Origin of the sequence: Serratia sp. JUb9 (assembly GCF_014298095.1) — a bacterium.
Taxonomy (GTDB): domain Bacteria; phylum Pseudomonadota; class Gammaproteobacteria; order Enterobacterales; family Enterobacteriaceae; genus Serratia_B; species Serratia_B rhizosphaerae.
Genome location: NZ_CP060416.1, coordinates 4,504,120 through 4,529,780, shown reverse-complemented (window position 1 = coordinate 4,529,780; position 25,661 = coordinate 4,504,120). Strand labels below are relative to the sequence as shown.

The 25,661-nt window shown below is 57.7% G+C and carries 28 protein-coding genes and 3 CRISPR repeat arrays; of the genes, 12 read left to right on the top strand and 16 right to left on the bottom strand.

The window, feature by feature from the left end:
* The first annotated feature begins 44 nt into the window (after positions 1-44).
* Positions 45-572 carry an SCP2 domain-containing protein gene (locus HF675_RS21380; RefSeq protein WP_172606355.1) on the top strand — a complete coding sequence of 176 codons (528 nt, stop codon included), beginning with the start codon at positions 45-47 and terminating at the stop codon, positions 570-572.
* Positions 566-1,069: a GNAT family N-acetyltransferase gene (locus HF675_RS21375; RefSeq protein WP_187043772.1), complete on the top strand. Its 504-nt coding sequence runs from the start codon at positions 566-568 to the stop codon at positions 1,067-1,069. Before HF675_RS21380 ends, HF675_RS21375 begins: the two co-directional genes overlap by 7 nt.
* Here the strand turns inward: HF675_RS21375 and HF675_RS21370 are convergent.
* The gene (locus tag HF675_RS21370) at positions 1,056-1,349 is read right to left on the bottom strand and encodes a GIY-YIG nuclease family protein (protein ID WP_145961161.1); all 294 of its coding nucleotides are present in this window, start codon (positions 1,347-1,349) and stop codon (positions 1,056-1,058) included. The genes HF675_RS21375 and HF675_RS21370 overlap by 14 nt on opposite strands.
* Positions 1,350-1,664: 315 nt before the next feature.
* On the opposite strand from HF675_RS21370, the gene cas1f reads away from it, so the two are divergent.
* The 7 genes from cas1f to HF675_RS21335 all read left to right on the top strand — a co-directional run bounded on the left by cas1f (position 1,665) and on the right by HF675_RS21335 (position 11,221).
* Positions 1,665-2,645, top strand: a complete 981-nt coding sequence (cas1f, locus tag HF675_RS21365; RefSeq protein ID WP_187043771.1) for a type I-F CRISPR-associated endonuclease Cas1f — start codon at positions 1,665-1,667, stop codon at positions 2,643-2,645.
* On the top strand, positions 2,642-5,887 hold the full coding sequence (gene cas3f, locus HF675_RS21360) for a type I-F CRISPR-associated helicase Cas3f (RefSeq protein WP_187043770.1): 3,246 nt from the start codon (positions 2,642-2,644) through the stop codon (positions 5,885-5,887). The genes cas1f and cas3f overlap by 4 nt, the downstream gene beginning before the upstream one ends.
* 420 nt (positions 5,888-6,307) lie before the next feature.
* Complete coding sequence (gene csy1, locus HF675_RS21355) at positions 6,308-7,645, top strand: type I-F CRISPR-associated protein Csy1 (RefSeq protein WP_187043769.1); 1,338 nt, start codon at positions 6,308-6,310, stop codon at positions 7,643-7,645.
* A complete protein-coding gene (csy2, locus tag HF675_RS21350; RefSeq protein WP_187043768.1) occupies positions 7,642-8,571 on the top strand; it encodes a type I-F CRISPR-associated protein Csy2 in 930 nt (309 codons plus the stop codon). The genes csy1 and csy2 overlap by 4 nt, the downstream gene beginning before the upstream one ends.
* A 17-nt stretch (positions 8,572-8,588) precedes the next feature.
* Entirely contained in the window at positions 8,589-9,590 is a 1,002-nt protein-coding gene (gene csy3, locus HF675_RS21345) for a type I-F CRISPR-associated protein Csy3 (protein WP_187043767.1), read from the top strand.
* Between the two features lie 9 nt (positions 9,591-9,599).
* Positions 9,600-10,154, top strand: coding sequence for a type I-F CRISPR-associated endoribonuclease Cas6/Csy4 (gene cas6f, locus HF675_RS21340; protein ID WP_187043766.1), 555 nt, complete (start codon positions 9,600-9,602; stop codon positions 10,152-10,154).
* Positions 10,155-10,283: 129 nt separating this feature from the next.
* A CRISPR array of direct repeats spans positions 10,284-10,730; the repeat unit is 28 nt; unit sequence GCTCACTGCCGTACAGGCAGCTTAGAAA.
* 89 nt (positions 10,731-10,819) lie between these two features.
* Positions 10,820-11,221, top strand: coding sequence for a hypothetical protein (locus tag HF675_RS21335; RefSeq protein WP_187043765.1), 402 nt, complete (start codon positions 10,820-10,822; stop codon positions 11,219-11,221).
* Between the two features lie 141 nt (positions 11,222-11,362).
* Here the strand turns inward: HF675_RS21335 and HF675_RS21330 are convergent, their stop codons facing one another.
* Positions 11,363-11,851 (bottom strand): Lrp/AsnC family transcriptional regulator, encoded by a 489-nt coding sequence (locus HF675_RS21330; protein ID WP_187043764.1) that lies wholly within the window; start codon positions 11,849-11,851, stop codon positions 11,363-11,365.
* A 505-nt stretch (positions 11,852-12,356) separates the two neighbouring features.
* Here HF675_RS21330 and HF675_RS21325 point away from each other — a divergent pair.
* On the top strand, positions 12,357-12,983 hold the full coding sequence (locus tag HF675_RS21325) for a LysE family translocator (RefSeq protein WP_105229548.1): 627 nt from the start codon (positions 12,357-12,359) through the stop codon (positions 12,981-12,983).
* 208 nt (positions 12,984-13,191) lie between these two features.
* A CRISPR array of direct repeats spans positions 13,192-13,639; the repeat unit is 28 nt; unit sequence GTTCACTGCCGTGCAGGCAGCTTAGAAA.
* A 72-nt stretch (positions 13,640-13,711) separates the two neighbouring features.
* Here HF675_RS21325 and HF675_RS21320 read toward each other — a convergent pair.
* The 4 genes from HF675_RS21320 to HF675_RS21305 form a co-directional block, all read right to left on the bottom strand.
* Positions 13,712-14,134 (bottom strand): hypothetical protein, encoded by a 423-nt coding sequence (locus HF675_RS21320; protein ID WP_187043763.1) that lies wholly within the window; start codon positions 14,132-14,134, stop codon positions 13,712-13,714.
* Positions 14,127-14,831 carry a hypothetical protein gene (locus tag HF675_RS21315; RefSeq protein WP_187043762.1) on the bottom strand — a complete coding sequence of 235 codons (705 nt, stop codon included), beginning with the start codon at positions 14,829-14,831 and terminating at the stop codon, positions 14,127-14,129. Before HF675_RS21315 ends, HF675_RS21320 begins: the two co-directional genes overlap by 8 nt.
* Positions 14,832-15,453: 622 nt before the next feature.
* A CRISPR array of direct repeats spans positions 15,454-15,599; the repeat unit is 26 nt; unit sequence GTTCACTGCCGTACAGGCAGCTTAGA.
* 36 nt (positions 15,600-15,635) lie between these two features.
* Complete coding sequence (locus HF675_RS21310) at positions 15,636-15,926, bottom strand: hypothetical protein (RefSeq protein WP_187043761.1); 291 nt, start codon at positions 15,924-15,926, stop codon at positions 15,636-15,638.
* Complete coding sequence (locus HF675_RS21305) at positions 15,923-16,441, bottom strand: DUF2778 domain-containing protein (RefSeq protein ID WP_187043760.1); 519 nt, start codon at positions 16,439-16,441, stop codon at positions 15,923-15,925. The genes HF675_RS21310 and HF675_RS21305 overlap by 4 nt, the downstream gene beginning before the upstream one ends.
* Before the next feature lie 277 nt (positions 16,442-16,718).
* Between HF675_RS21305 and HF675_RS21300 the strand changes: the two genes are divergently transcribed.
* Together HF675_RS21300 and HF675_RS21295 are read left to right on the top strand one after the other, a co-directional pair.
* On the top strand, positions 16,719-17,153 hold the full coding sequence (locus tag HF675_RS21300) for a YhbP family protein (RefSeq protein ID WP_187043759.1): 435 nt from the start codon (positions 16,719-16,721) through the stop codon (positions 17,151-17,153).
* A 77-nt stretch (positions 17,154-17,230) separates the two neighbouring features.
* Positions 17,231-17,872, top strand: coding sequence for an NAD(P)H-binding protein (locus HF675_RS21295; protein ID WP_187043758.1), 642 nt, complete (start codon positions 17,231-17,233; stop codon positions 17,870-17,872).
* Here the strand turns inward: HF675_RS21295 and phnP are convergent.
* The 10 genes from phnP to phnF are packed head-to-tail and all read right to left on the bottom strand — an operon-like array spanning position 17,820 to position 25,509.
* Positions 17,820-18,617 carry a phosphonate metabolism protein PhnP gene (gene phnP / locus HF675_RS21290; RefSeq protein ID WP_187043757.1) on the bottom strand — a complete coding sequence of 266 codons (798 nt, stop codon included), beginning with the start codon at positions 18,615-18,617 and terminating at the stop codon, positions 17,820-17,822. The two genes, HF675_RS21295 and phnP, sit on opposite strands and share 53 nt — an antisense overlap.
* A complete protein-coding gene (phnN, locus tag HF675_RS21285) occupies positions 18,608-19,168 on the bottom strand; it encodes a ribose 1,5-bisphosphokinase (protein ID WP_187043756.1) in 561 nt (186 codons plus the stop codon). The genes phnP and phnN overlap by 10 nt, the downstream gene beginning before the upstream one ends.
* Positions 19,168-20,304: an alpha-D-ribose 1-methylphosphonate 5-triphosphate diphosphatase gene (gene phnM, locus HF675_RS21280; protein WP_187043755.1), complete on the bottom strand. Its 1,137-nt coding sequence runs from the start codon at positions 20,302-20,304 to the stop codon at positions 19,168-19,170. Before phnM ends, phnN begins: the two co-directional genes overlap by 1 nt.
* Positions 20,304-21,008 (bottom strand): phosphonate C-P lyase system protein PhnL, encoded by a 705-nt coding sequence (phnL, locus tag HF675_RS21275; RefSeq protein ID WP_111737842.1) that lies wholly within the window; start codon positions 21,006-21,008, stop codon positions 20,304-20,306. The genes phnM and phnL overlap by 1 nt, the downstream gene beginning before the upstream one ends.
* 15 nt (positions 21,009-21,023) lie before the next feature.
* A complete protein-coding gene (gene phnK / locus HF675_RS21270) occupies positions 21,024-21,812 on the bottom strand; it encodes a phosphonate C-P lyase system protein PhnK (RefSeq protein WP_105229557.1) in 789 nt (262 codons plus the stop codon).
* The gene (locus HF675_RS21265) at positions 21,809-22,669 is read right to left on the bottom strand and encodes an alpha-D-ribose 1-methylphosphonate 5-phosphate C-P-lyase PhnJ (protein ID WP_187043754.1); all 861 of its coding nucleotides are present in this window, start codon (positions 22,667-22,669) and stop codon (positions 21,809-21,811) included. Before HF675_RS21265 ends, phnK begins: the two co-directional genes overlap by 4 nt.
* Positions 22,662-23,753, bottom strand: coding sequence for a carbon-phosphorus lyase complex subunit PhnI (locus tag HF675_RS21260; RefSeq protein ID WP_105233195.1), 1,092 nt, complete (start codon positions 23,751-23,753; stop codon positions 22,662-22,664). Before HF675_RS21260 ends, HF675_RS21265 begins: the two co-directional genes overlap by 8 nt.
* Positions 23,753-24,334: a phosphonate C-P lyase system protein PhnH gene (gene phnH, locus HF675_RS21255; RefSeq protein WP_187043753.1), complete on the bottom strand. Its 582-nt coding sequence runs from the start codon at positions 24,332-24,334 to the stop codon at positions 23,753-23,755. The genes HF675_RS21260 and phnH overlap by 1 nt, the downstream gene beginning before the upstream one ends.
* Positions 24,331-24,780, bottom strand: a complete 450-nt coding sequence (phnG, locus tag HF675_RS21250; protein WP_187043752.1) for a phosphonate C-P lyase system protein PhnG — start codon at positions 24,778-24,780, stop codon at positions 24,331-24,333. Before phnG ends, phnH begins: the two co-directional genes overlap by 4 nt.
* Positions 24,781-25,509 (bottom strand): phosphonate metabolism transcriptional regulator PhnF, encoded by a 729-nt coding sequence (phnF, locus tag HF675_RS21245; RefSeq protein WP_105229561.1) that lies wholly within the window; start codon positions 25,507-25,509, stop codon positions 24,781-24,783. It lies immediately after the preceding gene.
* Between the last annotated feature and the right edge of the window lie 152 nt (positions 25,510-25,661).

Genomic DNA, 25,661 nt, shown 5'->3' with positions numbered 1-25,661 from the left:
CCGCAATATGGCAAAATAGCGGGAATTGAGTAATGAAGGAGTGGATGACCGTGTTGGAAAAACTACGATCGCGCATTGTGCGCCAAGGGCCGTCGCTGCTGCGCGTGCCGCTCAAACTCACCCCTTTCGCCCTGCAGCGTCAACTGCTGGAGCAGGTGCTGGGTTGGCAGTTCCGTCAGGCGCTCGCGGATGGCGATCTGGAATTTCTTGAATCACGGTGGCTGAAGATCGAAGTACGCGATCTGGCGCTACAATGGTTTATGACGGTAGAAAACGATCGGCTGGTGGTTCGCCAGCATGCACAGGCCGACGTCAGCTTCAGCGGCGACGCCAACGATCTGATCCTGATCGCGGCGCGCAAGCAGGATCCTGACACGCTGTTTTTCCAGCGTCGGCTACAGATTGAAGGGGATACCGAATTGGGCCTGTATGTAAAAAATCTGATGGATGCGATTGAACTGGAAGCCATGCCGGCGCCGCTGCGCATTGGCTTGCTGCAGCTGGCGGAGTTTGTTGAAGCAGGTTTACAAGAGGGCGCAGAACCGTCTTCCCGAGTGGTGGCGCCATGCTGATTCGCGTAGAGATTCCGGTAGACGCCGCGGGCATCGATGCCCTGCTGCGCAGTGCCTTCGGGCGTGACGATGAAGCCGATCTGGTGCGCCAGCTGCGTGAAGACGGCCTGCTGACGCTGGGCGTGGTCGCCACCGATGACGAAGGCGGCGTGGTGGGCTATGCCGCCTTTAGCCCGGTCGACGTCGAAGGCGAGGATCGCCAGTGGGTCGGCCTGGCACCGCTGGCGGTGGAAGAGCGCCTGCGCCGTCAGGGGTTGGGGGAGAAGCTGGTTTACGAAGGGCTGGATGCGCTGAATGAGTTCAGCTATGCCGCCGTGGTGGTGCTGGGCGAGCCGGCGTATTACTCACGCTTTGGCTTTAAGCTGGCGGCGGAGTTCGGGCTGAGTTGCCGCTGGCCGGGCTGCGAGCAGGCGTTTCAGGTTTACCCGCTGGCGCAAGACGCGCTGGACGGCGTAAACGGCGCAGTGGAGTACGCCGCGCCGTTTAACCGTTTTTAACCAGCAGATAGTCCAAAGACAGAGGCGGGTGTGACACCAGCCTCTCTTTTTGCACCTTGCTCAGCTGCTTGATGCGGTATTCCAGCCGCAGCGCCAGCGAACGGTCGCCGACCGCGCAGTGAAAGGCCAGCTGCAGCTCGCCTTTGCCGCGCAGCGCCTTGGCGCCTTTGCCCGCCTGATGCTGCGCCAGCCGCCGTGCCACGTCGGTGGTGATGCCGGTATACAGCATGCCGCTTGGCAGACGCAGCATATACAGGTGCCAGGTGGTGGTTTCCGCCATTATTCCTACCTTTGAACGAATCGTCTCGTGCGGGTCTGTTCCGCATGGTTTACGGCGCTCAGTATCCCCGTTTCTCCTTTTTCTGTCTAACCGGGCAGTGATACCGGAAAAAATATAGGCAATAGACGATTATTATCGCCGAAGCGACTTTTTAGCAAAAATAAGAGGTCGGTAATAGCAAAACAGATAATAGAACTTTATATTTCACACGGAGAATGAGAATTTACTACCCGTGGTAGTGTAGTTGTCGGTTTTTTGTGAACAGCGCACCACAAAAAAGGAATTTTCTAATTTTATAGCAAAGGAATAATCACCGTGGGCAATATTGTTTCGCCGTCAGAATTAAAAACCATTCTGCACTCCAAACGTGCCAATTTATATTATCTGCAATATTGTCGGGTGCTGGTAAACGGTGGCCGGGTAGAATATGTCACGGATGAAGGACGGCAGTCGTTGTATTGGAATATTCCTATCGCCAACACCACGGTGGTGATGCTGGGCACCGGCACGTCGGTCACGCAAGCGGCGATGCGTGAATTCGCCAAGGCCGGCGTGCTGGTTGGCTTTTGCGGCGGTGGCGGCACGCCGCTGTACGCAGCCAATGAGGTCGAGGTCGACGTTTCCTGGTTAACCTCACAGAGCGAATACCGTCCTACTGAATATTTACAGCACTGGGTGAGTTTCTGGTTTGACGAACAATACCGTCTGGCGGCGGCCGTCGCTTTTCAGCGTGTACGCATTGCGAAAATAAAACAGCACTGGCTGAGCCCCGCCATGCAGCGGGAAAGTGGGTTTAATTTATCCCAGGAGCGGCTGCTGCAATTATTATCCCGTTATGAAAATAGCTTTGCAGATTGCCGCAACGGTACCGATTTATTAACGCAGGAAGCGGTGATGACCAAGGCGTTATATAAATTAGCGGCGCAGGCGGTGAGCTACGGCGATTTTACCCGCGCCAAACGCGGTGGCGGGGCGGATGTCGCTAATCGTTTTCTCGACCACGGCAATTACCTGGCTTACGGGCTGGCGGCGGTGGCTACCTGGGTGATTGGTTTACCCCACGGGCTGGCGGTGCTGCATGGCAAAACCCGGCGCGGTGGGCTGGTGTTTGACGTGGCCGATCTGATTAAAGACGCGCTGATCCTGCCGCAGGCGTTTATCGCCGCCATGGAAGGGGAAGATGAACAGACGTTTCGCCAACGTTGCCTGAATGGCTTCCAAAAGGCGCAGGCGTTGGACGTCATGATTGACGCCCTGCAGGATACGGCACTTCAACTGAGTCAGGTGGCGCGATGAATATCATGCTGGTGGCGCAGTGCAGCAAACGGGCGCTGGTGGAAACGCGGCGTATTCTCGACCAGTTCGCCGAACGCCGCGGCGACCGTACCTGGCAAACGGCGATTACGCTGGAGGGGCTGAATACCTTGCGCCGTCTGCTGCGTAAAACCGCGCGGCGCAATACGGCGGTGGCCTGCCACTGGATTAAAGGCGCCAACCAAACCGAGTTATTGTGGATTGTCGGCAACCCGCGCTGTTTTAACCGACAGGGCGCGGTGCCGACCAACGTCACGCAGCGCGATATTCTGCGTCAGCAGGATGAAGATCAGTGGCGCAGCGCGGAATGCATCAGCCTGCTGGCCGCCATCGCCGGTCTGTTCCACGACTTCGGCAAGGCCAACGTCCTGTTCCAGCAGGGGTTGCGTGGGCAGGCCAAGGGCTATCAGCCTTACCGTCATGAATGGGTGTCGCTACGGCTGTTTTGCGCTTGGGTGGGCGAGCGCAGCGATCGGGAGTGGTTGGCGGCGCTGAGTGAGATCGACGCAGATGATGATGCGCGTATGTTGGCTGCGCTGGTGGACGATGATGTGTCGCCCTCTGCTTCCGTTTTTGCCGCGTTGCCGCCGTTGGCTACCACCGTGGCCTGGCTGATTGTTTCCCACCACCGTTTGCCGACCTACCTTGGTGCTGACCATGCGCCGGATCCGACGCAGATGGACACCTGGCTTACGCGACAACTGGATGCGATGTGGAACGTCCCTCCTCATCAGCTTGCCGACTGGAGCCGGGAGGAGAGGAAAGCGGTATGGACATTTCCCGACGGCACGCCGATCCGCAGCCGGCACTGGCGTGCCAAGGCGCATAAATTTGCCCGGCGCGCCCTGTTGCAGCTGGCGTTATTACAGTTTGGCGTGCTGCAACAGCGTTTTACCAGCCATATGGCCCGCCTGACGCTGATGCTGGCAGACCACCACTATTCATCATTACCGACCACCACCGCTGCCTGGCAGGATGAAGGCTATCACGCCTATGCCAATAGCGATCGGCAGAGCGGTCGGTTAAAGCAAAAGCTGGATGAACACACCATCGGCGTCGGACAGAACGCGCTGCTGTTGGGGCGCAGTCTACCGAAGATCCGCCGGACACTGCCGGCGATAACCCGTCATAAAGGTTTTCAACGCCGCAGCACGCAGGAGCGCTTCCGCTGGCAGGATAAGGCATTCGACGTGGCCGCTGCATTACGGGAGCGCAGCGTGCGGCAGGGATTTTTTGGGGTCAACATGGCCTCGACCGGCTGCGGAAAAACCTTTGCCAATGCGCGCATTATGTATGCCTTGGCTGACGAGGCGCTGGGCTGCCGGTTCTCGGTGGCGCTTGGGCTGCGCACCCTGACCTTACAGACCGGCGATGCGCTGCGGGATAAATTGCATCTGCAGGATGATGATCTGGCTGTGCTGATTGGCTCTGCGGCGGTCAGCCAGCTCCATCAGCTGCGGCAGAAAGAAGCCGCGCCGGGCGGCAGCGCCTCGACTGAAGCGCTGCTGGCGGAGCATCACTATGTTAGTTATGAGGGCAGCCTGGACGACGGGCGGCTGAGCCGTTGGCTGCAGGAGCGTTCGCCGTTAAATAAATTGCTTAGCGCGCCGGTGCTGGTGACCACCATCGATCATCTGATCGGCGCGACGGAGGGCGTGCGCGGCGGGCAACAGATCGCCCCAATGCTGCGACTATTGACCGCCGATCTGGTGTTGGATGAACCGGATGATTTTGATCTTAACGATCTGCCGGCGCTGTGCCGCTTGGTCAACTGGGCCGGCATGCTGGGCAGCCGGGTGCTGCTCTCTTCCGCCACCTTGCCGCCGGCGCTGATTGAGGCGCTGTTTAACGCCTATTGCGCCGGCCGACAGGATTACCAGCAGGTGTGCGGCCAGCCCGACACGCCGCTGAACATATGTTGCGCCTGGTTCGATGAACATGAAGCCAGGCAGCAGGACATCGCCGATGCCGCTGGTTTTAAGCAGGCGCACGGTGCTTTTGTCGAACGCCGCGTGAAGCGGCTGGGCAGCACGCAAGTGCTGTGCCAGATGGCGCTGATTCCCATTGATGCCTCCAGCCAGCGCAAGGGTGACGTGCTGGACAGCGTGGCGACGACATTTTCAACGGCGATGCACCGCCTTCATCACGATCATCATCAATGCCATCCGTCCGGACAACGGGTATCGCTGGGGGTTGTACGCATGGCGAATATCGATCCGCTGGTGGCGGTGGCCCGGCGTCTGATGAATACGCCGTCGCCGGCGGATACGCGGGTGCACTACTGCGTTTACCACAGCCAGCACCCGCTGATGATGCGTTCGCATATCGAGCAGCGTCTGGACCAGACGCTGACGCGTTACGATCCGCAGGGGCTGTGGCAGATCCCGGAAATTGAGCAGGCGCTGCGCCGTTACCCTGAAAAAAATCAGCTGTTTGTGGTGCTGGCAACCTCGGTGGCCGAAGTCGGGCGCGATCATGACTATGACTGGGCGCTGGCCGAACCCAGCTCGATGCGTTCACTGATTCAGCTGGCGGGGCGCATTCAGCGCCACCGGCGGCAGCCCTGTGAGACGGCGAATTTATGGGTGCTCCGGCAAAATATCAGGGCGCTGTGCGGGGCAGAACCCGCCTACACGCGACCGGGTTTTGAGTCCGCCGCCTTTACGCTGAACCGTCACGATCTTAGCGACATCTTGCGGCCCGAACAGTATCAGGACATCAGCGCCATTCCGCGCATCCAACAGCGTAGATCGCTGTCTTATAAAGAGAACTTTGTCGATCTGGAGCACTACAGTCTGCGGGTCAAACTGCAGGGGCTGAAAGGGCAAAAAACCTATTACGCTGCGCAGTGGTGGCGGGAGCAGGCAACCTGGAGCGGTGAACAGCAGCGGCTGACGCCGTTCCGTCATTCCGCGCCCGACAAACGTCACTACCTGTGGATAGCGGAAGAGGGAGATACGCCGTGCTTTAAGTTTCCCGATCTGCAGCCAGGACAATGGCGTGAGAGCGCCGGATTCCGCGAAGCGTCGCTGGCCTTGGCCGACGGCGTCAGCGCGTGGTTTGAACTGAACTATCTCGATGTGTATCAGCGGCTGGCGGAGCAGTTGAACAAGGAACTGAGTGATATCAGTCAGCTGTTTGGCGAAGTGTGTTTGCGTCGAGAGAAGGGGGATGCGTCATGGCATTACCACCCGTTATTGGGAGTGTTTGGCGCACTCGAATGAGTGCGCCGCTGCCTGTACGGCAGTGATTAACTAATTGAATTAGCTGATATCAAATCATCTATTTCTAAGCTATCTGTTCGATAGTCGTTTCATTATACATGAAGATATTTACTTGAGAGAGACGTTCGAAGGACTCGTCTTGAATATTTTTTGTCCTTGCTAGCTGTAAGGTTATGAGTGTACAATTCATCCATGTTTGATTTTTAGTATAGATGAAATCAAATAATCTAGGTTAATTTAATGTATCAGAGACTTGCTTTTGTGCTGCTGGTCTTGGCTGTGGGCTTAATACTTTCAAAGTCAAACGTTAGCAATATGATTGTGAATGATGATTCGGCCTCATTAAGTAAGCAGCAATCTTTCTCAATTTTTTCAATCACTTTTAATCATAGGTAAGCCTTTTTTTGAAAGGGGGTTAGCATGTCAAATCAAGGGATTGTTGCTTTCATCGATAGCCGAAGGCAGCCAAAGCTGGAAGCCTTCGATAAAGACACGGAGAAAAAGCTGGCCGGGTTAAGCGATGCGCTGGAGATTGCCGCCGTCAGGCAGAGGGCGGCAGAGCAGCGGCGTGAGCTGGAGCAGCGTTATGAGGTGCGTAACTGGCTGACGGATGCGGCGAACCGCGCCGGGCAGATCGGTCTGGTGACCCATGCGCTGAAGTTTACCCACAGCGATGCCAAAGGCAGTAGCATTTTTGCGGTGCAGGAGGATGAAGATGCCCGCTACCTGGCCACCGCAACGTTGCGCCAGCCGGCGATCGACGCGGTTGGTAACGCTGCAGCGCTGGACGTCGCCAAGCTGCTGCAAATGGAACATCGGGGCGACACGCTGATTGCCCAGCTTAACCGTGGCGATGAGAGTGCACTGGCAGCGCTGGCGGAGGATGAACAGCAGTTAAACCAGTGGGTCAGCGGCTTTAAACAGGTTCTGATCAACAAGCAGCCTGCCTCCCATGCGCTGGCAAAACAGCTCTATTTTCCGATCGGCGATAACCAATATCACCTGCTGAGTCCATTGTTTTCCTCCTCGTTGGCGCAGGCGCTGCATCAGCGTCTGGCGCAGGCGCGTTTTAGCGAACAGGCGAAGGCGATTTCCGCCGCGGTCCGGGCGGGAAAATGGCACGCGGAAACGCGCGTGATGTACCCCAATCTGGCAGTGCAAAGCATGGGCGGCACCAAACCGCAGAATATTTCCTACCTTAACAGCACGCGCGGCGGCCGTAACTGGCTGCTGAACTGTGCCGCGCCGCAGTGGCTCACGCAGTCCAAGCCGCCGTTAAAACACACCTCTATTTTTTACCGTAGCAGCGAGTTCAGCGCGATAGCGCGCGATGCGGTGCGACAGCTGCGTGCCTACCTGCTTAGCGTCCAGCCCAGGGACAGCACAATGGAGATCCGCCAGCGGCGCGCGGCCGGCGTCGATGAAGTGATTGATATGTTGTTCAGCTACGCCGCCGGCCTCCAGAACCTGGAAGCGCAGGCCGGCTGGAGCGCGGAGGCAGAGTGTCGCCTGAAGCGATCCCAGCAGCTGTGGTTGGATCCGCTGAGAGGGCGCGTCGATCCGGATTTCCGCGCCGAACGCGAAGCCGGCGACTGGCAGCGGGAGATCGCGCTGGACTTCGGCGTATGGCTTAACAGACAGCTGGAGCATGAACAGATGCTGTTTAGCGAAGTGGAACGCAGGGAATGGTCAACGGCGCCGCTGTTTAAGCAGCGCCTGCGTGAGTTTGAGGCGGAGTGGGCGGAGGCGGCGCTATGAGTTCGTTAATTGTTTTGCGCCATGTTCGCGTGGAGAACGCCAACGCCATTGCGGGGCTGACCTATGGCTTTCCGGCCATCAGCCACTTTCTCGGTTTTACCCATGCGCTGTCGCGCAGGCTGCAGCACAGCCGAGGCCTGACGCTGGATAACTGCGGTGTGGTGTGCCACCAGCAGCAGTTGCAGGCGTACTCCTCCGGTTACGACAGGGTGTTCGCTCTGACGCGCAATCCGTTAACCAAAGAGGCTAAAACGGCGGCGTTCAATGAAGAAGGGCGCATGCATATCACCGTATCGCTGGTGATGGAGTGCAACGGCGTCATCGACGGCGGGGAAGCCGGTGCGCAGGCGCTGGCAGATGAGTTGACCCGCCTGAGTCTGAGCCAGCGTCTGGCCGGCGGCACCATTGTCGATATCGGTAACGTCAGCGTGATGGCATATCCCGCCACGCCGGCAGCGCTGCGACGTATTACCCGCCGGCTGCTGCCGGGCTTCGCGCTGCTGGATCGTTCCGAACTGCTGTACGACCACTATCAGACGCTGCACGCAAGTAATCCGCAGGTGGAGATGCTGGACGCCTGGCTGGACTTCGCCGCGCTGAAACAGCAGGCAGAAGGCGACGAGCAGAGCGAACACGTTGAGTGGCGCTACCTGCCGAAGCCGGCTGCCGGCTATCTGGTGCCGTTGCAAACCGGCTACCGGGCGATTTCTCCGCTGTACGCGCCGGGCGAGGTTAAAAACACCCGGGATGCGGCCACGCCGTTCCGTTTTGCCGAAGCGCTGTATGGCGTCGGCGAATGGCGCAGCCTGCACCGCATTAGCGACCTGCCGCAGATGTTATGGCAATACCACCATCAAGATGACTGCTACCTGTGCCGCGGCGTGATGTCGGCGCAGGAAGAGTACGCAGAATTTAATGAAGAATAATTTAAAGGATTAATGACATGGCTAAAGCAACGATTAAAACGGCATCCGTACTGGCTTTTGAACGTAAACTGGCGAACTCCGACGCCATGATGTACGCCGGCCTGTGGCAACAGGACACGTGGCAGCCGGTGAAGATTCAGGAAAAGGCGGTGCGCGGTACCATCTCCAACCGTTTGAAGAATGCGCTGACCAGCGATCCGGCCAAGCTGGACGCCGAGATTCAAAAAGCCAACCTGCAGCGGGTAGACGTGGCGGCGCTGCCGTTCGATGCTGATACGCTGAAGGTCAGCTTTACCCTGCGGGTGATGGGCAACCTGGCGACGCCGTCGGTGTGTAACGATCAGGATTATCAGGCCGCGCTGGCGCAGATTATCAACGGCTATATTACGGAACACGGCTTTGCCGTATTGGCGGCGCGCTATGCGGAAAACCTGGCCAACGGTCGCTTCTTGTGGCGCAACCGGGTTGGCGCCGAGGCGATTAAAGTCTGCGTCAGCAGCAACGAGCAGCGCTGGGAGTTTAACGGTGAAGATTACAGCCTGCGTGCCTTCAGCCAGCCGGACGGCGCGCTGGCTGAGCTGGCACAGGCGATCGAACGTGGTCTGTCGGGCGACAGCTTTGCCTTCTTCCGTGTAGATGCCTATGTGCGGCTGGGGCAGGGGCAGGAAGTGTTCCCGTCGCAGGAGCTGGTGTTGGACAGCAACAGCAAGAAAAGCAAAATCCTCTATCAGGTCAATGAGGTTGCTGCGCTGCACTCACAGAAGGTGGGCAACGCCTTGCGCACTATCGATACCTGGTATCCAGATGCCGTTGAATTAGGTCTGGGGCCGATTGCCGTGGAGCCTTACGGTTCGGTCACCAGCCGCGGCAAGGCCTACCGTCAGCCGAAGCAGAAAATGGATTTCTATACCCTGCTGGATAACTGGGTGACCAAAGGGCAGGTGCCGGAGGTGGAGCAGCAGCATTACGTGATGGCGATTCTGGTGCGCGGCGGCGTGTTCGGCGAGAAGGGCGAATAAGGGGAGCCTATGGACCACTATATCGAACTCCGCGTACTGCCCGATCCGGAATTCAGCGCGCCGATGCTGTTGGAGGCGCTGTTTGCCAAGCTGCACCGGGCGTTGGGTGCGGTTGGCAAGGGGCGTATCGGCGTCAGTTTTCCCGATGCAGGCAAAACGTTGGGGGAACGGCTGCGGCTGCACGGTTCGCAGGCGGCATTGACCGAGCTGGAGCAGCACAGCTGGCGTAAAGGCCTGCGTGACTACACCGAAAGCAGCGCGATATTGCCGGTGCCGGCAGGGGCGGCGTATCGCACGGTGCGTCGCGTGCAGGTGAAAAGCAGCGCAGAGCGGCTACAGCGCCGTTCGGTCGCCAAAGGCTGGCTGACGATGGAGCAGGCGCAGGAACGTATTCCGGCGGCGAAAGCGCAGCGCAGCACGCTGCCGTTTATCCGCCTGAAAAGCCTCTCCAACGGCCAGTCTTTTTTATTGTTTATCGAACAGGGCATGTTGCGCAGTACTCCGACCGCCGGTGAGTTCAGCGCTTATGGCCTGAGTGCTATCGCCACCGTTCCCTGGTTCTGACCCTTTTTCTGTACGCAATCCTAACCTGTTGATTTAGCAGGTTAGGATTGAAGCGTCTGAAAAAAGGGTTTTTAGCGGAAGAATGAGGGTCTGGCTGTTAAAACAGTCAGTTAGATGTAAATGGCAACAGCTCACTGCCGTACAGGCAGCTTAGAAAAACCTCCTCCGGCCAGTTCTCAAGAACTTTATGCTCACTGCCGTACAGGCAGCTTAGAAAGAGGACTCTACGACACGCCGGAATCTTTCCCTGCTCACTGCCGTACAGGCAGCTTAGAAATGGTAAAAACCGTTTTGCTTCCGATTCCGCCCGCTCACTGCCGTACAGGCAGCTTAGAAATGCCAGCAGGGGCAGCATCAGGTCATCAACCGCTCACTGCCGTACAGGCAGCTTAGAAATTACGGGCTTCCTGATCGTTCTTGTTCTTGTTGCTCACTGCCGTACAGGCAGCTTAGAAATTGCGTTGGCTCTTTACCAGCTGACGCCCGTTGCTCACTGCCGTACAGGCAGCTTAGAAAAGGGAAAAATTTGTAGCAGTTGAGTCTTACTGGCTCACTGCCGTACAGGCAGCTTAGAAATTTAATAATTTTAGCGGGGATACAGTAAAAATTGTTGTCGATCATGGTCGCCATATGAATTTTGGCGATCTACCACAGGGGATATTTAGGTGATTAAGAGAACTAAAATTTTTTCGATCGTTTTTATAACGATACTTTTGTTCGGTTGTTACAAAGTAGCCTCGGTTGCCATGACGGACAGCACTGATTACTCCCGTGCTGATTGGCTGGCGTATAAGCTAATCGCGCCAGATGAAGTAAAGAACGCTCCTTTTTTGACTGATGATACGGTCATTCATTTCCGAGCTGCTGATGGAGCTTCTCCGCAAATAGACGAGATTGAGTATGGCAAGAATGTGGATGAGGCTGTCTTGGTCGACTATCTGGAGTCTTTAGGATACCGACACGTTGACGACCCCGTCTTCGGTAAAAGGTGGGCACAAGAAAGCTCCGGAAGAAGCGCATATATAGCCAAAACAGAGGATGCGATAAAATTAACCTTCACTCATTGATCGGTAGTGTTCCACCGTATCATTCAGAGACTCATTGCTACATAGGCAGCTTAAAGCAGGTTATCTATGCCCAAGGTTTATGAATAGTCGGATTGATACCGTGCTTATCACTCCAGGGTAAACGGCAGAAGCATCCCTTCTTCACTGTCCGTTTTTAGTCTGCGTAGTTTTCTTTATCGGGTAAGACACCTGCGGTTTGATCTCTTTTAATACGAACATGCTCTGCATCTCTTTAATGCCGGGCAATCTGCGGACTACCGACATGGCAAAATCAGCATACGAATCGAGATCGGAGGCCACGACCTGCAGCAAGAAGTCGGCATCGCCGCCAATGCTGTAACAGGCCACCACATCTTCCAACGCCGTTACCTCTTCTTCAAATTTCTTGGCTTCCGTTTCGCTATGGCTGTCGATGGCGACGCGAATAAACACCATTACACCCAGGCCGATCTTTTTGCGATCCAACACCGCGCGATAGCCTTGGATTACTTCTTCTTCCTCAAGTTTGCGGACTTTGCGCCAGCACGGCGAGGCCGACATGCCTATTTTCTCCGCTAACGCCTGGTTTGTGACTCTGGCATCGTCTTGCAACAGCCTGAGGATTTTCATCTCTGTCATATCAAGCGGCATAGCGGAACATTCCTTCCATTTTTTGCTTTGTAATCGGTAATTCTTGCCAATAATTCTCGTTTAAGCAAGCAATATAGGTCACAAATTCCTCGATGCTCAATGCATAATAGGTTCGTGGAATTAATGTGTTGTTGTGCCTGTTTTATCTCGAAATGGCGAGGGTTTGTTAGCGATTCAGAGAGGGCTTCTGTTCTTAACGACGACTCATTGTGCACGTTAAATATATTCTCTGCTGCTTGTTAACAATATTTCAGTATGGGGATAAGGGATGGCGATTCTGCGCCGACATTGTCTTGTAATTATATGAATATTAATGTCGTGTGGAGATTTTTAGATAAATGCAGCGTAATAATAGGTGAGGTATTGATATAAAACCCACTCAATTGTGCTGATAACTCAAGAGCATTATTTAAATTCACAGATGTGATAATTCACGGTTTTGTCTTGGCTTATGTCTGGTATCAAATAACCGGCCTTCTAATTATCAATTACAACAGGAATTCTTATGTTAGGAACCGCTCAAATCATCTCTTACGCTGCTGCGTTAGGCTTGGCGGCTGCCGTGCCGGGGCCGGGCATGACCGCGCTGGTCGCCCGCAGCGTCAGCGGCGGCGCAGTGACGGGGTTTACCATGCTGACCGGGTTGATACTCGGGGACTTAATCTATCTTTCCACTGCGGTATTTGGTTTGGCGGTTATTGCGCATACCTATACCTCACTCTTTACCCTGATAAACTGGGCCGCCGCCTGCTACCTGTTCTTTCTCGCCTGGCAATTCTGGCGTTATCAGCCCCAGGCGGTAAATATCGACCAGAAGGCTACCCGTCGTGAGCTAACCTCCGCATGGCTGTCCGGGTTGACGATAACGCTTGGGAACCCCAAAACCATCGCCTTTTACCTGGCCATTCTACCGCTGGTTATCTCTTTGGATCGTGTATCCCTACAGGTTTGGGGAACGATGCTAGTGCCGTTGACCATGTCTGTCCTATTGGCCGTCGGCGCTATCTTTATTCTGGCGGCAATAAAAATACGCCGTTTCCTCACTAGCGCTTCGTCACAGCGCATACTCTTTCGTACCACGGGAGTTATTATGGTGCTGGCAGCTTTTGGTATGGTGATGAAATCTTTGTAAGGGCGGCAGAACATAGGCTGGCAAACGTTGTTTGCGCCTCGCGAGCTTTATAGTTTGAACACCAGTTCCCAGGCTTTGACCCTTTTTTTATACCGAATTTTAATCTATTGATTTATAAAGCTATAATTAGTGCGTCTAAAAAAAGGGTTATGGGCAAAATGATAGTGCTTATGCTGTTTAAACAATCGATTAGCGCTATACTGCAACAGTTCACTGCCGTGCAGGCAGCTTAGAAATCCCGCGCGGCCAGCAGTTCACGCGCCATTGCGTTCACTGCCGTGCAGGCAGCTTAGAAAAGCAGCGCCGGAGGCTTTCAAGGCACTGATTGGTTCACTGCCGTGCAGGCAGCTTAGAAATCGATACGCTTTCGAGGTTATGACTGTAAGCTGTTCACTGCCGTGCAGGCAGCTTAGAAATGGCGCGATAGGCTGGATTAAATCAGCCATCAGTTCACTGCCGTGCAGGCAGCTTAGAAAACTTTCATCTAGTGTGCAGCTCAATACACTACGTTCACTGCCGTGCAGGCAGCTTAGAAAGATAGAAAAGTGAATTCGCTAACTGAAACAGGGTTCACTGCCGTGCAGGCAGCTTAGAAATTAGCGATCACCCCGTGATTGTGGACGTGAAGGTTCACTGCCGTACAGGCAGCTTAGAAATGCAGGCGCACCCCGCGCAGGGCGCCGGCGGGGTTTTGCTTTTTCTATGTAAGTCACGGCCGGTAGCGAATCTCAAAAATTATAAACAACTGATACCAATATCGATTTTGAACTCTCCAACATGCTTACTGTCACTGTTTCTTGAGGATCGTCTCCAGTCCAACATGTGGCCTCGATAAAGCATTCTTTCTGCTTTTTGTACCCTGCGGTTTCTAGGTAAGCATCGACTTTACTCGAATCATTTGCATCGTAATATCTGATCGCATATACATGTGATGAAGGGCCGGTAATGTTTGCAAAATCAAAGTCATAACGAGGGGATATGCGCGGCATAGCCTTCAGGAGGTCAGGAGTATAAAACTCATACTCTCTCTTATCCTGTTCGGTATAGTGTGCGCTGCCGGCAAAATTCATCGCTATATAAGGCCATACCCACACGAATGCAGCGGTAATCACCACTCCCGCTACTATGATCGCTTTAACTGATTTACGCATAGGGCAATACCCCGTTCCTCGCACTATCTATATATGAACCATTAGCAGTGGCAATCTTAACAATACCTGAACGGAAGTCACTCCACGGCCTGACTGTTTTCATGAAACTAGGTAACTCCCCTCTTCGTGGTGTGGCATGTGGGAATCTTTTGGGATCCGGGAATAGTATCGGCTTGAACGTCTCATTTTTCCAAGAACCTATTTTCCCATAGTGATCCCAACGTTTTAATGCTTCGGCTTTACTTACGGGGCGCAGCATACCAAATGGATTTTGGAGTGATACGGCGCGGTAAAAGCCCAACAAATTTGATATCAGATCCTCCCCGCTGAACCCACTGTCTGTCACAAGACTCACGGGAAATGAGGCCTGAAGCCCTTCAAACTTCAGCGACAAAGACATCATCATTGCCAACGCAATACTTTGCCGCTCGTAATATGAGCGCCCGTGTTTAATTCGCCAGGTTATAAATTTACCCATTTTAATCGTCTTTGTTGGATCCCTCATAGACTGCGAATATGATACCCGATAGTATTCCTCGCCAGAGGATTCCCCGGAATCAATAGTGCGCATTAGGTTTCGAATATCAATGCCCTGCGCATGTCCCAGGTCGATCCAACCAATAACTTCCGTATATACCAGCCCATACGGCGCACTGGAAGCCTCCGCTCCATCAATTATATCGCTTCGTTTACTCATCCTTGAGATTCCTTCCTGTTAACAATAGATAATAAGCTACCAGCCATCCTTATCTAACGGCATAAAAACAACATATCTTGTAAGATTTTTACATTCAATAAGCACTGGAGAAAAAACGAGTGAAATGTGCGCTTGAGCATGTAAGTTAATTTAATGTTTTATTTACCTAGGGATATTAAATATAACTTAAAGGTATTGTATAAGGAATGAATGCACTGAAATTTTTAACTATATGATTTTTATTGAGGTTGAAGTTTTTGCATTGATAAAGTAAATGGCAAGACGTTTTATTGATTTATGTAAGTGGGAAAATGAAACGTTTCTGAATAGAAGCGCTATATTTTTCATTATCATTCAATAATGGCTATCAGCTATCAGCTATCAGCTATCAGCTATCAGCTATCAGCTATCAGCCATTTGCTAGTTATGCCGACAGCCAGTGAGTTTAGTGCTTATGGCCTGAGTGCCACTGCTAGCATCCTTTAGGTTCTAACCCTTTTTTTGTGAAAAACTATAACCTATTGATTTTTAATGGTTATATTGAAGTGTCAGAAAAAATGGTTTTTGGTCAAATAATAAGGAATTTTCTGTTTAAACAGACGATTAACGCTATACTGCAACAGTTCACTGCCGTACAGGCAGCTTAGAAATGTAGCTTTTTGAAAATTATTTGGTGCTTGATGTTCACTGCCGTACAGGCAGCTTAGAAAGACAGAGTTTACAGTAAATGCCTGCGCATACCGTTCACTGCCGTACAGGCAGCTTAGAGAAATCAGAATTCAGGCCGGGTTAACCGGCCTTTATTTAATCTGATTTATTCATTTTTTTTCTAATATGACGAACCAGCATAAATGTCAGCTTGCATAAAATTATGGATATTATTGTGTTTAAAAATAAAACTATTGCTATAGCCATGAAATCCCATGGTTCCGGATACCCCCCAATAATATCTGTAATGTTTGTTGCGGTATCCAGAGACATTACATGATGTATGTTGCGCCTGATGAAGTGATAAAATGGAAACCATACGCCAACGTTCATCAGGAATATGATGAAAACAGCTAATTTTGCCAGTATTAAAAATGCCTTTTTCATCCGCTTACCTTGCATTCTCCGTTGCTAATCACATCAATGATACCATACGCGCGCAATCTCATATTTCTGATATTGATTGTTTTAGTCCTCAGTAGAGCACTACGAATTGCTGCAAAGTCTGAGTGATGTTTTAGCGTGATACAACCATATGATATCGTTCCCGGATGCAGTCTAAAATTCCCTCGCTTGACGCCATTTATCCATGTGTGATCGTCTATCTTCCCGTCGTCCCTGAATAGTCCAAACCACTCATTTTTTCCGGTAGGTATATTGCGTAAATTCCGGTTTAGCACATCACTAAACCACGTTGCTATTGGTTCACGAATGCCACCGGTAGGGCGATCAACGATCCAGTATTTGCCCGAGGGGATTGGCCCCTCGTTGGGAATCATCCCACACCCTGGCGCGTTCCGGTAATTACCGTCGCCGGAGAACGCCATAAACGTGCCGATGCCATAAATCGTCAGCGGTGAATAATCCGCATCATTAACTATAAACTTCCCGTATAGTGCCATGTTTCCCATCCGTGATTGATAAAGTCGCGCCATTCCTGCGCTCTGAAAACATAAACCACCGCGTATTTTTTTCAATCACCTTTGACAAAATCAGGGCTTTGTTTAGCGTTATCATTGCCAATGTCTGATTTCTTGGGGCAATATTGGGACTCACTGCCGTACAGGCAGCTTAGAAACTCATCGCCCTCTCGTTTTAAATCAAGCGCATGTTCACTGCCGCACAGGCAGCCTCTCAATCCGGTGGTAAGATGCTGTTAACAGCCTAAAGGAGACCCCGGTGGAACAGAGCGAACAACAGCAGCATATCATCCGCTTCCTCAGCAAACAGTACGTGCTGACGCTCTGCGCCGGCAACGGCGTGGAGATGTGGTGCGCCAACTGTTTTTACGTGTTTGACGCCGAGCGCATGGCGCTGTGGCTGATGACCGAACCGCATACCCGCCACGGGCAGCTGATGCAGCAGCATGCTGAAGTGGTCGGCACCATTGCGCCAAAGCCCAAAAGCATCGCGCTGATTAAAGGCATCCAGTATCGCGCAGAGGCGCGCATACTGAGCGGTGATGAAGAGCAACAGGCGCGCGCCCGTTACTGCAAGCGTTTCCCGGTGGCAAAAGCCATGTCGGCCACCCTGTGGCAACTGAGCCTGCAGGAGGTGAAGATGACCGACAACGTTCTCGGTTTTGGCACCAAGTTGTTTTGGGCCCGCAGCTAGCGCAGGCTTCCTGCCGATCCAGGGTTTGTTACCTGTCTTATACTTACATGGAAAGCGACAACGGCACGGGAGGCATTATGGCACGGGTATTGATAACGGGCGCTACCGGGCTGGTGGGCGGCGAGCTGTTGCGCCTGCTGCTGGCGGACCAGCGGGTGACGGCGATTACCGCCCCCAGCCGCCGGCCGCTGCCGCCGCATGACAAACTGACCAACCCGGTGGGCGACGATCTGTTCGCCCTGCTGACGGAGCTGGATCAGCCGGTTGACGCGGTGTTCTGCTGTCTTGGCACCACGCGGCAGCAGGCCGGCAGCGACGGCAATTTCCACTACGTCGACTATACGCTGGTGGTGGAAAGCGCGCTGACCGGCCGTCGGCTCGGCGCGCAGCACTGTCTGGCGGTGAGCGCGATGGGCGCCAGCCCGCATTCCACCTTCCTGTATAACCGCATCAAAGGGGAGATGGAGCAGGCGCTGCGCGAGCAGGGCTGGCAGCGTCTGACGCTGGTGCGGCCGTCGATGCTGCTGGGTAAACGTGCCGCGCCGCGTTTGCTGGAGCGCGTAGCCCAGCCGCTGTTCAGGCTGCTGCCCGGCAGATGGAAATCGGTCGCCGCCCGCGATGTGGCGCAGACCCTGCTGGAGCAGGCGTTCAGCCCCGGCGACGGCGTCAGGGTGCTGGAGTCCGATCGGCTGCAGCACGGGGAGCGTCTGGCGCACTGACATCGATGCAGAGGCCATCGTACGCCAGCTCCAGCCCTGGCGGCAGCGGGTGCGTCAGCAGCCAGGCGTCGAGGTGGTGGCTGATATGCGTCAGCAGGGTGCGCTGCGGCAACAGCCGTTGCTGAATCTCCAGCGCGCGGGTGAGGTCGTTATGGTTGCGCGGCGCCTGTGCCTGCGGCGGCAGGCTGCAGTCCAGCACCAGCAGATCCAGGCGGACGCCCTGCAGAAAACGCAGGGTGTCCGGCGGCAGACCGACGGTATCGGTCAGGTAGGCCAGCGTGCGGTCGGCGCTCTGGATCAGGTAACCGTGGGTGATTTTAGAGTGGATCAGCGGCAGCGGGGTGATGCGCAGTCCGCCCAGCGTTATGCTGACAAACGGCGCCAGCGGCGGCTGAAAGTCCAGAATGCCGGGGTGTCTGAACAGATCGTCGCAGCCCTGTTCATCGGGCGGGCCGTACACCGGAATGGCGCTTCCACACCCCCAGCGCAAATGAAATAACCCCTGAACGTGATCCATGTGGTAATGTGTCAGTAAAAAACGCTGAATTTGCCCCGCCGAAAACCGCCGCTCCAATGACGTCAATCCCGCATCAATTAACGTAGTTTCCCCCTGATAATCCAGCATGGCGCTGCATGCGCGACGACGCCGGGCCGGCTCACGGCGCGCCCGTTGGCAGATGGCGCACGCGCAGCCAAATGCCGGCACCTGCTGGGCGCCGCCGGTGCCGAGAAAAGTCAGTTGCATGGTGTCTCCTCGCGCCGCAGCGCCGTCAGCAGTTGCAGCAGCGCCGCCAGCGTTTCGCTCAGCTCGCCGTTGTTATCCAGCCGCAGGCAGTCGGACGGCACGCTGTAGGCCGCCGCACGCGCCAGCCGCTGTTCAATCTGCCCGCTGTCTTCGCGGCCGCGCCGCTCCAGACGCCGGCGCAACACCGCCGGTTCAACCTGCAGGCACAGCGGCAGCAGTTGCGCGCCGTAGCGCTGACGGGCGTAGGGCAGATAGGCGCGCGAGCCGTTGATCACCACGTCGATCCCCTGCAACAGCCACAGATCGACCTCGATCCCTAACGCATAACGGGTGTGATGGGCCAGCCAGTCCAGCGCAAACAGGCCGTTGGCGCGCCGGCGCAGAAACTCGCGTTCACTCAGCGCCACGTGGTTCTCACAGCCGGCCTGCGCCGGGCGGGTGATATAGCGGTGCGCCACCAGCGGCGCGCTGTCCGCCGCGTTGCGCAGGGCGGCCAGCAGGCTGTCCTTGCCGGAGCCGGAGGCCCCCATCAGATAGATAAGCTGCGCCATCAGAACACCTGCCGTCCCTGACGCCACACGTGCTGTACATAGATATGCTCGCCGTGCGCGCGCGCCAGCACCAGATCGGCGCGCAGCCCCTCGGCAATGGTGCCGCGATCGGCTAACCCCAATGCCCGCGCCGGGTTGCGGGTGACCATTGCCACCGACTGCGGCAGGTCATAACCGTTGCGCGCGTCGGCGGCCAGGAGGAACGCCGCGTCGAGCAGGCTGGCGGGGTAGTAGTCGGAAGAGAGGATATCCAGCACCCCCTGCGCCGCCAGCTGATGCGCCGCCACGTTGCCGGAGTGCGAGCCGCCGCGCACGATGTTCGGCGCTCCCATCAGCACCTGCAGCCCCTGCCGGTGCGAGGCGCGGGCCGCTTCCTCGGTGGTGGGGAACTCGGCGATCGCGCTGCCCAGCGCGCAGGACTCGGCAACGTGCGCGGCGGTGGCGTCGTCATGGCTGGCGAGCGCAATGCCCCGTTCGCGACAGCGTTCGGCAATGGCCTGGCGGTTCGGCGTCGCCCAGCGGGCTGACAGCGCGACCTGCTGCTGTTCATACTCATCCATCGCGGCGTCGCTCAGGTTATATTTGCCCTGATAATATTCGCGATACTTGGCGCGCGAGGCGAACTGGCGCTGGCCCGGCGAATGGTCCATCAGCGACACCAGCGACACGCCCGGTTTATCCATCAGTTGTTCAAACAGCGGCAGCGTGCCGGCGTTGGGCAGTTCACAGCGCAGGTGCAGGCGGTGTTCGGCGCGGTTTACCCCGGCGCGCTGGCTGTGGATCACCGCGTCGATCATTTTTTGCAGGTTCTCCAGCCGGTGGCCGCCGTCGCGTACATCGCCTATCGCCACCGCGTCCAGCACCGTGGTGATGCCGCAGGCAACCATCAGCGCGTCGTGGCTGCTCATGGCGGAGTGGGCCGGCCAGTCCACGTTGGGGCGCGGCATAAAGAATTTATCCAGGTTATCGGTATGCAGTTCGATCAGGCCCGGCAGCAGCCAGCCGCCTTCGCCGTCCAGCGCCTGCGGCAGACGGCTGTGGCCGTCGGCAAAGCTGCGGATCACGCCGTCGCCCATCTCCAGCGAGCCGTTCACCACCTGGTCGTCCAGCACCAGCTTTACGTTATTAATAATCATCACGGCGTCTCCAGCGCCTGCGGCGCTTGCATGATGTGCAGCCGGTCGGCGACCTGAGCGCGCACCTGGTCGTCATGAAAAATGCCGACGATGGCGGCACCGCGCCGGCGCGCCTGTTCGACCAAGGCGACCACCGCCGCGCTGTTGCGTGCGTCCAGCGAGGCGGTGGGCTCATCCAGCAGCAGGATCGGGTAGTCGACGATAAAGCCGCGGGCGATGTTGACCCGCTGCTGTTCGCCGCCGGAAAAGGTGGACGGCGCCAGCCCCCACAGCCGTTGCGGCACGTTAAGCCGGCTGAGCAGTGCGCTGGCGCGCTCGCGGCACTCGTCATGCGCCACGCCCAGCTCCAGCAGCGGCTGCATCACCACCTCCAGTGCGCTGATACGCGGGATCACCCGCAGAAACTGGCTGACCCAGCCCAGCGTCCGGCGGCGCACCGCCAGGATCTGCCGCGCCTCCGCCTGCGCCATATCGATCCATTCTCCCTGATGGTCCAGCCAGATATGGCCGCTGTCCGGCAGGTAGTTGGCGTACAGCGAGCGCAGCAGGGTGGACTTACCGCTGCCGGAGTGGCCGTGCAGCACCACGCATTCGCCGGCGCTGACCGTCAGGCTGGCGTCGTGCAGCACCGGCAGCCGCGTCCCGTGCTGCTGGTGCAGCACAAAGGTCTTGCTCAGATGTTCGACGCGAATTTTGATCGTCATAGATTCCCCACTCAGTTACGACAACACGGAAGACACCAGCAGTTGGGTATAGGGATGGTGCGGGTCGTCCAGCACCCGGTCGGTCAGGCCGCTTTCCACCACTTCCCCCTGTTTCATCACCAGCAGCCGGTGCGCCAGCAGGCGCGCGACGCCCAGATCGTGGGTGACGATCACCGCCGCCAGCCGCATCTCCACCACCAGCGTGCGCAGCAGATCCAGCAGCCGCGCCTGCACCGACACGTCCAGCCCGCCGGTCGGTTCGTCCATAAACACCAGCTTGGGATGGGTGACCAGGTTGCGGGCGATCTGCAGCCGCTGCTGCATGCCGCCGGAAAAGGTGGTGGGCAGATCGTCAAGGCGCGACAGCGGGATCTCGACGTCCTCCAGCCATTGCCCGGCCTGACGGCGGATATCGCCGTAGTGGCGCTGGCCGACGGCCATCAGCCGCTCGCCGATATTGCCGCCGGCGGACACCTGCGGCCGCAGCCCGTCCAGCGGGTGCTGGTGCACCACGCCCCAGTCGGTGCGCAGCAGGCGGCGGCGCGCGCTCTCCGCCATGGCGTACAGATCCTGCTCCTGCCCGGCCTGCGGACGGTAGAGGATGCGCCCCTGCTGCGGCGCCAGCCGCGCCGAGATGCTTTTCAACAGGGTGGTTTTACCGGAGCCGGATTCGCCGACGATGCCCAGCACTTCGCCGGGGTAAATATCAAAAGAGACGTCGCTGAAGCCTTTGCCCGGCGCGTACAGATGGGTCAGACGCTCGACCGACAGCAGCGGGGCGTCGTGTAACGGTGTGGTGCTCATGGGCGCGGTGTCTCCGTGGATGACGCCAGCTGCTGCCGGCAGTAGTCGGTATCTGAGCAGACGAACATGCGGTTGCCCTGATCGTCGAGCACCACCTCGTCCAGGTAGCTGCTGCGGGAGCCGCACAGCGCACAGGGCTGCTCCCACTGCTGGACGCTGAACGGGTGATCGTCAAAGTCCAGGCTGACCACTTTGGTGTACGGCGGCAGGGCGTAGATCCGCTTCTCCCGCCCGGCGCCGAACAATTGCAGCGCCGGCATCATATGCATCTTCGGGTTGTCGAATTTCGGGATCGGCGACGGGTCCATCACGTAGCGGTCATTGACCTTCACCGGGTAGGCGTAGGTGGTGGCGATATGGCCGTAGCGGGCGATATCCTCGTAGAGTTTCACCTGCATCACGCCGTACTCCTCCAGCGCGTGCATTTTGCGCGTTTCGGTTTCGCGCGGTTCGATAAAGCGCAGCGGCTCCGGAATCGGCACCTGATAGATCAGGATCTGGTCTTCCCGCAGCGGCGTTTCCGGGATGCGGTGGCGGGTCTGGATCAGCGTAGCCTCGACGGTACGTTCGGTGGTGGCGACGCCGGTGACGCGCTGGAAGAAGCGGCGAATCGATACCGCGTTGGTGGTGTCGTCCGCGCCCTGATCGATGACTTTCAGCACGTCGGCGTCGCCGACCACGCTGGCGGTCAGCTGGATGCCGCCGGTGCCCCAGCCGTAGGGCATCGGCATCTCGCGGCCGCCGAACGGCACCTGATAGCCGGGGATGGCCACGCCCTTCAGGATGGCGCGGCGGATCATGCGTTTGGTCTGTTCATCCAGATAGCCGGGGTTGTAGCCGCTCAGTACGTTACTCATGGGGCGTCTCCTGCGTGGGCTCGCCGCGCTGCCGCAGGCGTTGCAGCAGTTCCAGTTCCGCCTGGAAATCCACATAGTGCGGCAGTTTCAGATGGGACACGAAGCCGGCGGCCTCGACGTTATCGGCGTGGGACAGCACGAACTCTTCGTCCTGTGCCGGGCTGTCGCCGTCTTCCGCGTACTCGTCCTTCTGCAGGGCGCGGTCCACCAGCGCCATCGCCATCGCTTTGCGCTCGGCGCGGCCGAACACCAGGCCGTAGCCGCGGGTAAAGTGCGGCGGCTGCTGTTCCGGGGCGACAAAGCCGTTCACCATCTCGCACTCGGTCAGCAGGATTTCGCCGATGTCGATGGCGAAGCCCAGCTCTTCCGGCACGATCTCCACCGTGACATAGCCGCTGCGGATCTCGCCGGCGAACGGGTGGTTGCGGCCATAGCCGCGCTGGGTGGAGTAGCCGAGCGCCAGCAGAAAGCCTTCATCGCCGCGCACCAGTTGCTGCAGGCGCGCCGAGCGCGGGCAGGGGTAGACCGGCGGCGTGCGGGTGATATCCGCCGGCGTGCTGCCGTCGTCCTGTTCCGCCTGCGCCAGCTGCTGGCGGCTCAGCAGGCTGAACACGTGCGGGCAGCCGGTTGCCGGCGCATCGTCGGCGAGCTGCGGCGTTGCATCGGGCGCGCCGCCGTCCGCCAACAGCGCGAAGTCCAGCAGCCGGTGGGTGTAGTCATAGGTCGGGCCGAGCAGCTGGCCGCCGGGCAGGTCTTTGTAAATCGCCGAAATGCGGCGTTCCAGCCGCATCTGCTCGGTGAGTAATGGCTCACTGACGGCCAGACGCGGCAGCGTGGTGCGGTAGGCGCGCAGCAGGAAAATCGCCTCCACCAGATCGCCGCTGGCCTGCTTAATCGCCAGCGCCGCCAGTTCACGGTCATAGACGCCGCCTTCGGTCATGACCCGGTCCACCGCCAGCCCGAGCTGCTGCTCCACCTGCGCGGCCGTCAGCGCCGGTTGTGCCGGGTCGCCGCGTCGCAGTTGCTCCTGCAGTCGGTGCGCGGCCTCAATGGCTTTTTCGCCCCCTTTTACGGCTACGTACATCAGCATTCCTCCAGATGAGTGGTGCGCGGGATGGCCAGCAGCGCGTCGCCGCAGGTCAGAATCACGTCAAGCCCGAGCGGGAAGGGCTGCGGGCGCGCCAGCAGATAGCGGCGCAGCGCCTCCGGCAACGGCGGCGCGATGGTGCGGCTGTGGGCAATGCCGGGGCCGCGCAGCCGCAGCGGCGCGCCGTTTTCCAGATCGTCGAGCTGGACGATCAGCGTCGCGCCTTGTTCCGGCGCCAGTTCGTCGCCGTGCGGCAGCGCGTGCAGATCCGCCTCCTGCAGGCGCGGGTCGTAAACGGCGAACGCCGCCTGCGCCGCCGAGGAGGCCTGCGGCGCGCCGGTGTGGAAACGAAGGTTAGTCAGCACCTGCTCACTGTTCAGCGCCGGTTCGATCAGGAGCGGCGTTTCGCCGTCGGCCAGCGTCAGCAAGGCGGCGGTGGTGGCGGCGTTAAGCGGCGGCCACTGCGGCCCGTCCGTCAACCGCACCGTGACGCCCGGCTCGCTCAATGCTTTCAGGATCAGGCGGAACGTCTGCTGCGCCTGCGCCACCGGGCTGGCGAAACCATCCAGTAAACTCATGGCGACTCTCCCCGTACCAGCGTAAAGAAATCGACCCGGCTGGTGGCCACCTCGCGGGCGCGCTGCTGGCGTTGTTCCTGCTGCGCCGCCGCCAGCGGGGCGATCAGCTGTTGCTGCAGCCGTTCCTGGTATGCCGGCTGTTGCAGCAGGGCGTCGACCAGCGCGCACAGTTCAGCATGCGCCTTATCGCGCCCGGCAACGTAGCTGTAGCCGTGGCCGCCGCTTTCCAGCTGCACCACCGCGCAGGTAACGGTCATATCACCCAGCACAAAGCGGCGGCCGGTGGCGCCCATGCGCCCCTGCAGCTGCGTCAGGCCAATCTCCGGCGCGCGCAGCAGCCGGTACTCGGGGTTCAGGTTCAGCGCCTGCCAGTGGCTGCGCAGTTGGGCCGGCCGGCTGTGCGCCAGCACCGACATCCAGCGTTGTCGTGATGAGAGAGAGGACATTCAGTGCTCCATGGTCAGTTCGAGCATATCGGCGCGCGCCAGGCTGACGGAGTATTCCGCCAGCCGGTCGCTGCCGCTGCAGACGTTGAGGGTGCGCACGCACAGCAGCGGCGCGTCGGCGGCCAGTTCCAGCAGTTGGCGCTCTTTCGCCTGCGCCTGCCGGGCGCTGATGCGCGTCTGGCGGCGGCTGAGCGGCTGATGGATATGCTGTTCAATAAATTCATGCAGCGATCCCTGGCGGAACTGCTGCAGGGCCGGCCACCAGTCGAGGTCGGGCAGGTAGTGGTCGATCACGCTCATCGGTACGCCGTTTACCCGGCGCAGGGTACGCAGGTGGATCGCCTGCTGGCCCTCCTCACAGCCCAGCGCGCTGGCGATGTGGTCGTTGCACGGGCGCAATACTGCGAGTAAGCACTCACTGGTGGGGTGGTTGCCCTGCTCGAGCAGGTTCTGGGTAAAGCGGGTTTTGGCGTGCAGCGGGTAGTCGTAAGGGCGCATCAGCACCAAAATGCCGACGCCGTGGCGGCGCTGCAGCCAGCCGCGCTCCACCAGCTGATCCACCGCCCGGCGCAGGGTATGGCGGTTGACCTGATAATGGTCCGCCAGCTGCTGTTCCGAAGGCAGGTAGTCGCCGCCGCGGTAACGGCTGCGTAGCTCTTCTTCCAGCTGCGCCGCGATTTGCTGATAGCGTGTAGGGTAACTGGTAGGATGTCTAGATATCTGCGTCATGGTTAAAACCTCCGTGCGCCAATCGCCGCTAACAGCGCCGGTGCGGCGGCTGGGAGGCGGTTGGTGATGGGGCTTATCCTGCCGGGCGCAGATGACGCTGAGGTGACGGCGATGTGGCGAACAGATGAACTATTTTCGACAGGCGGGTGCGC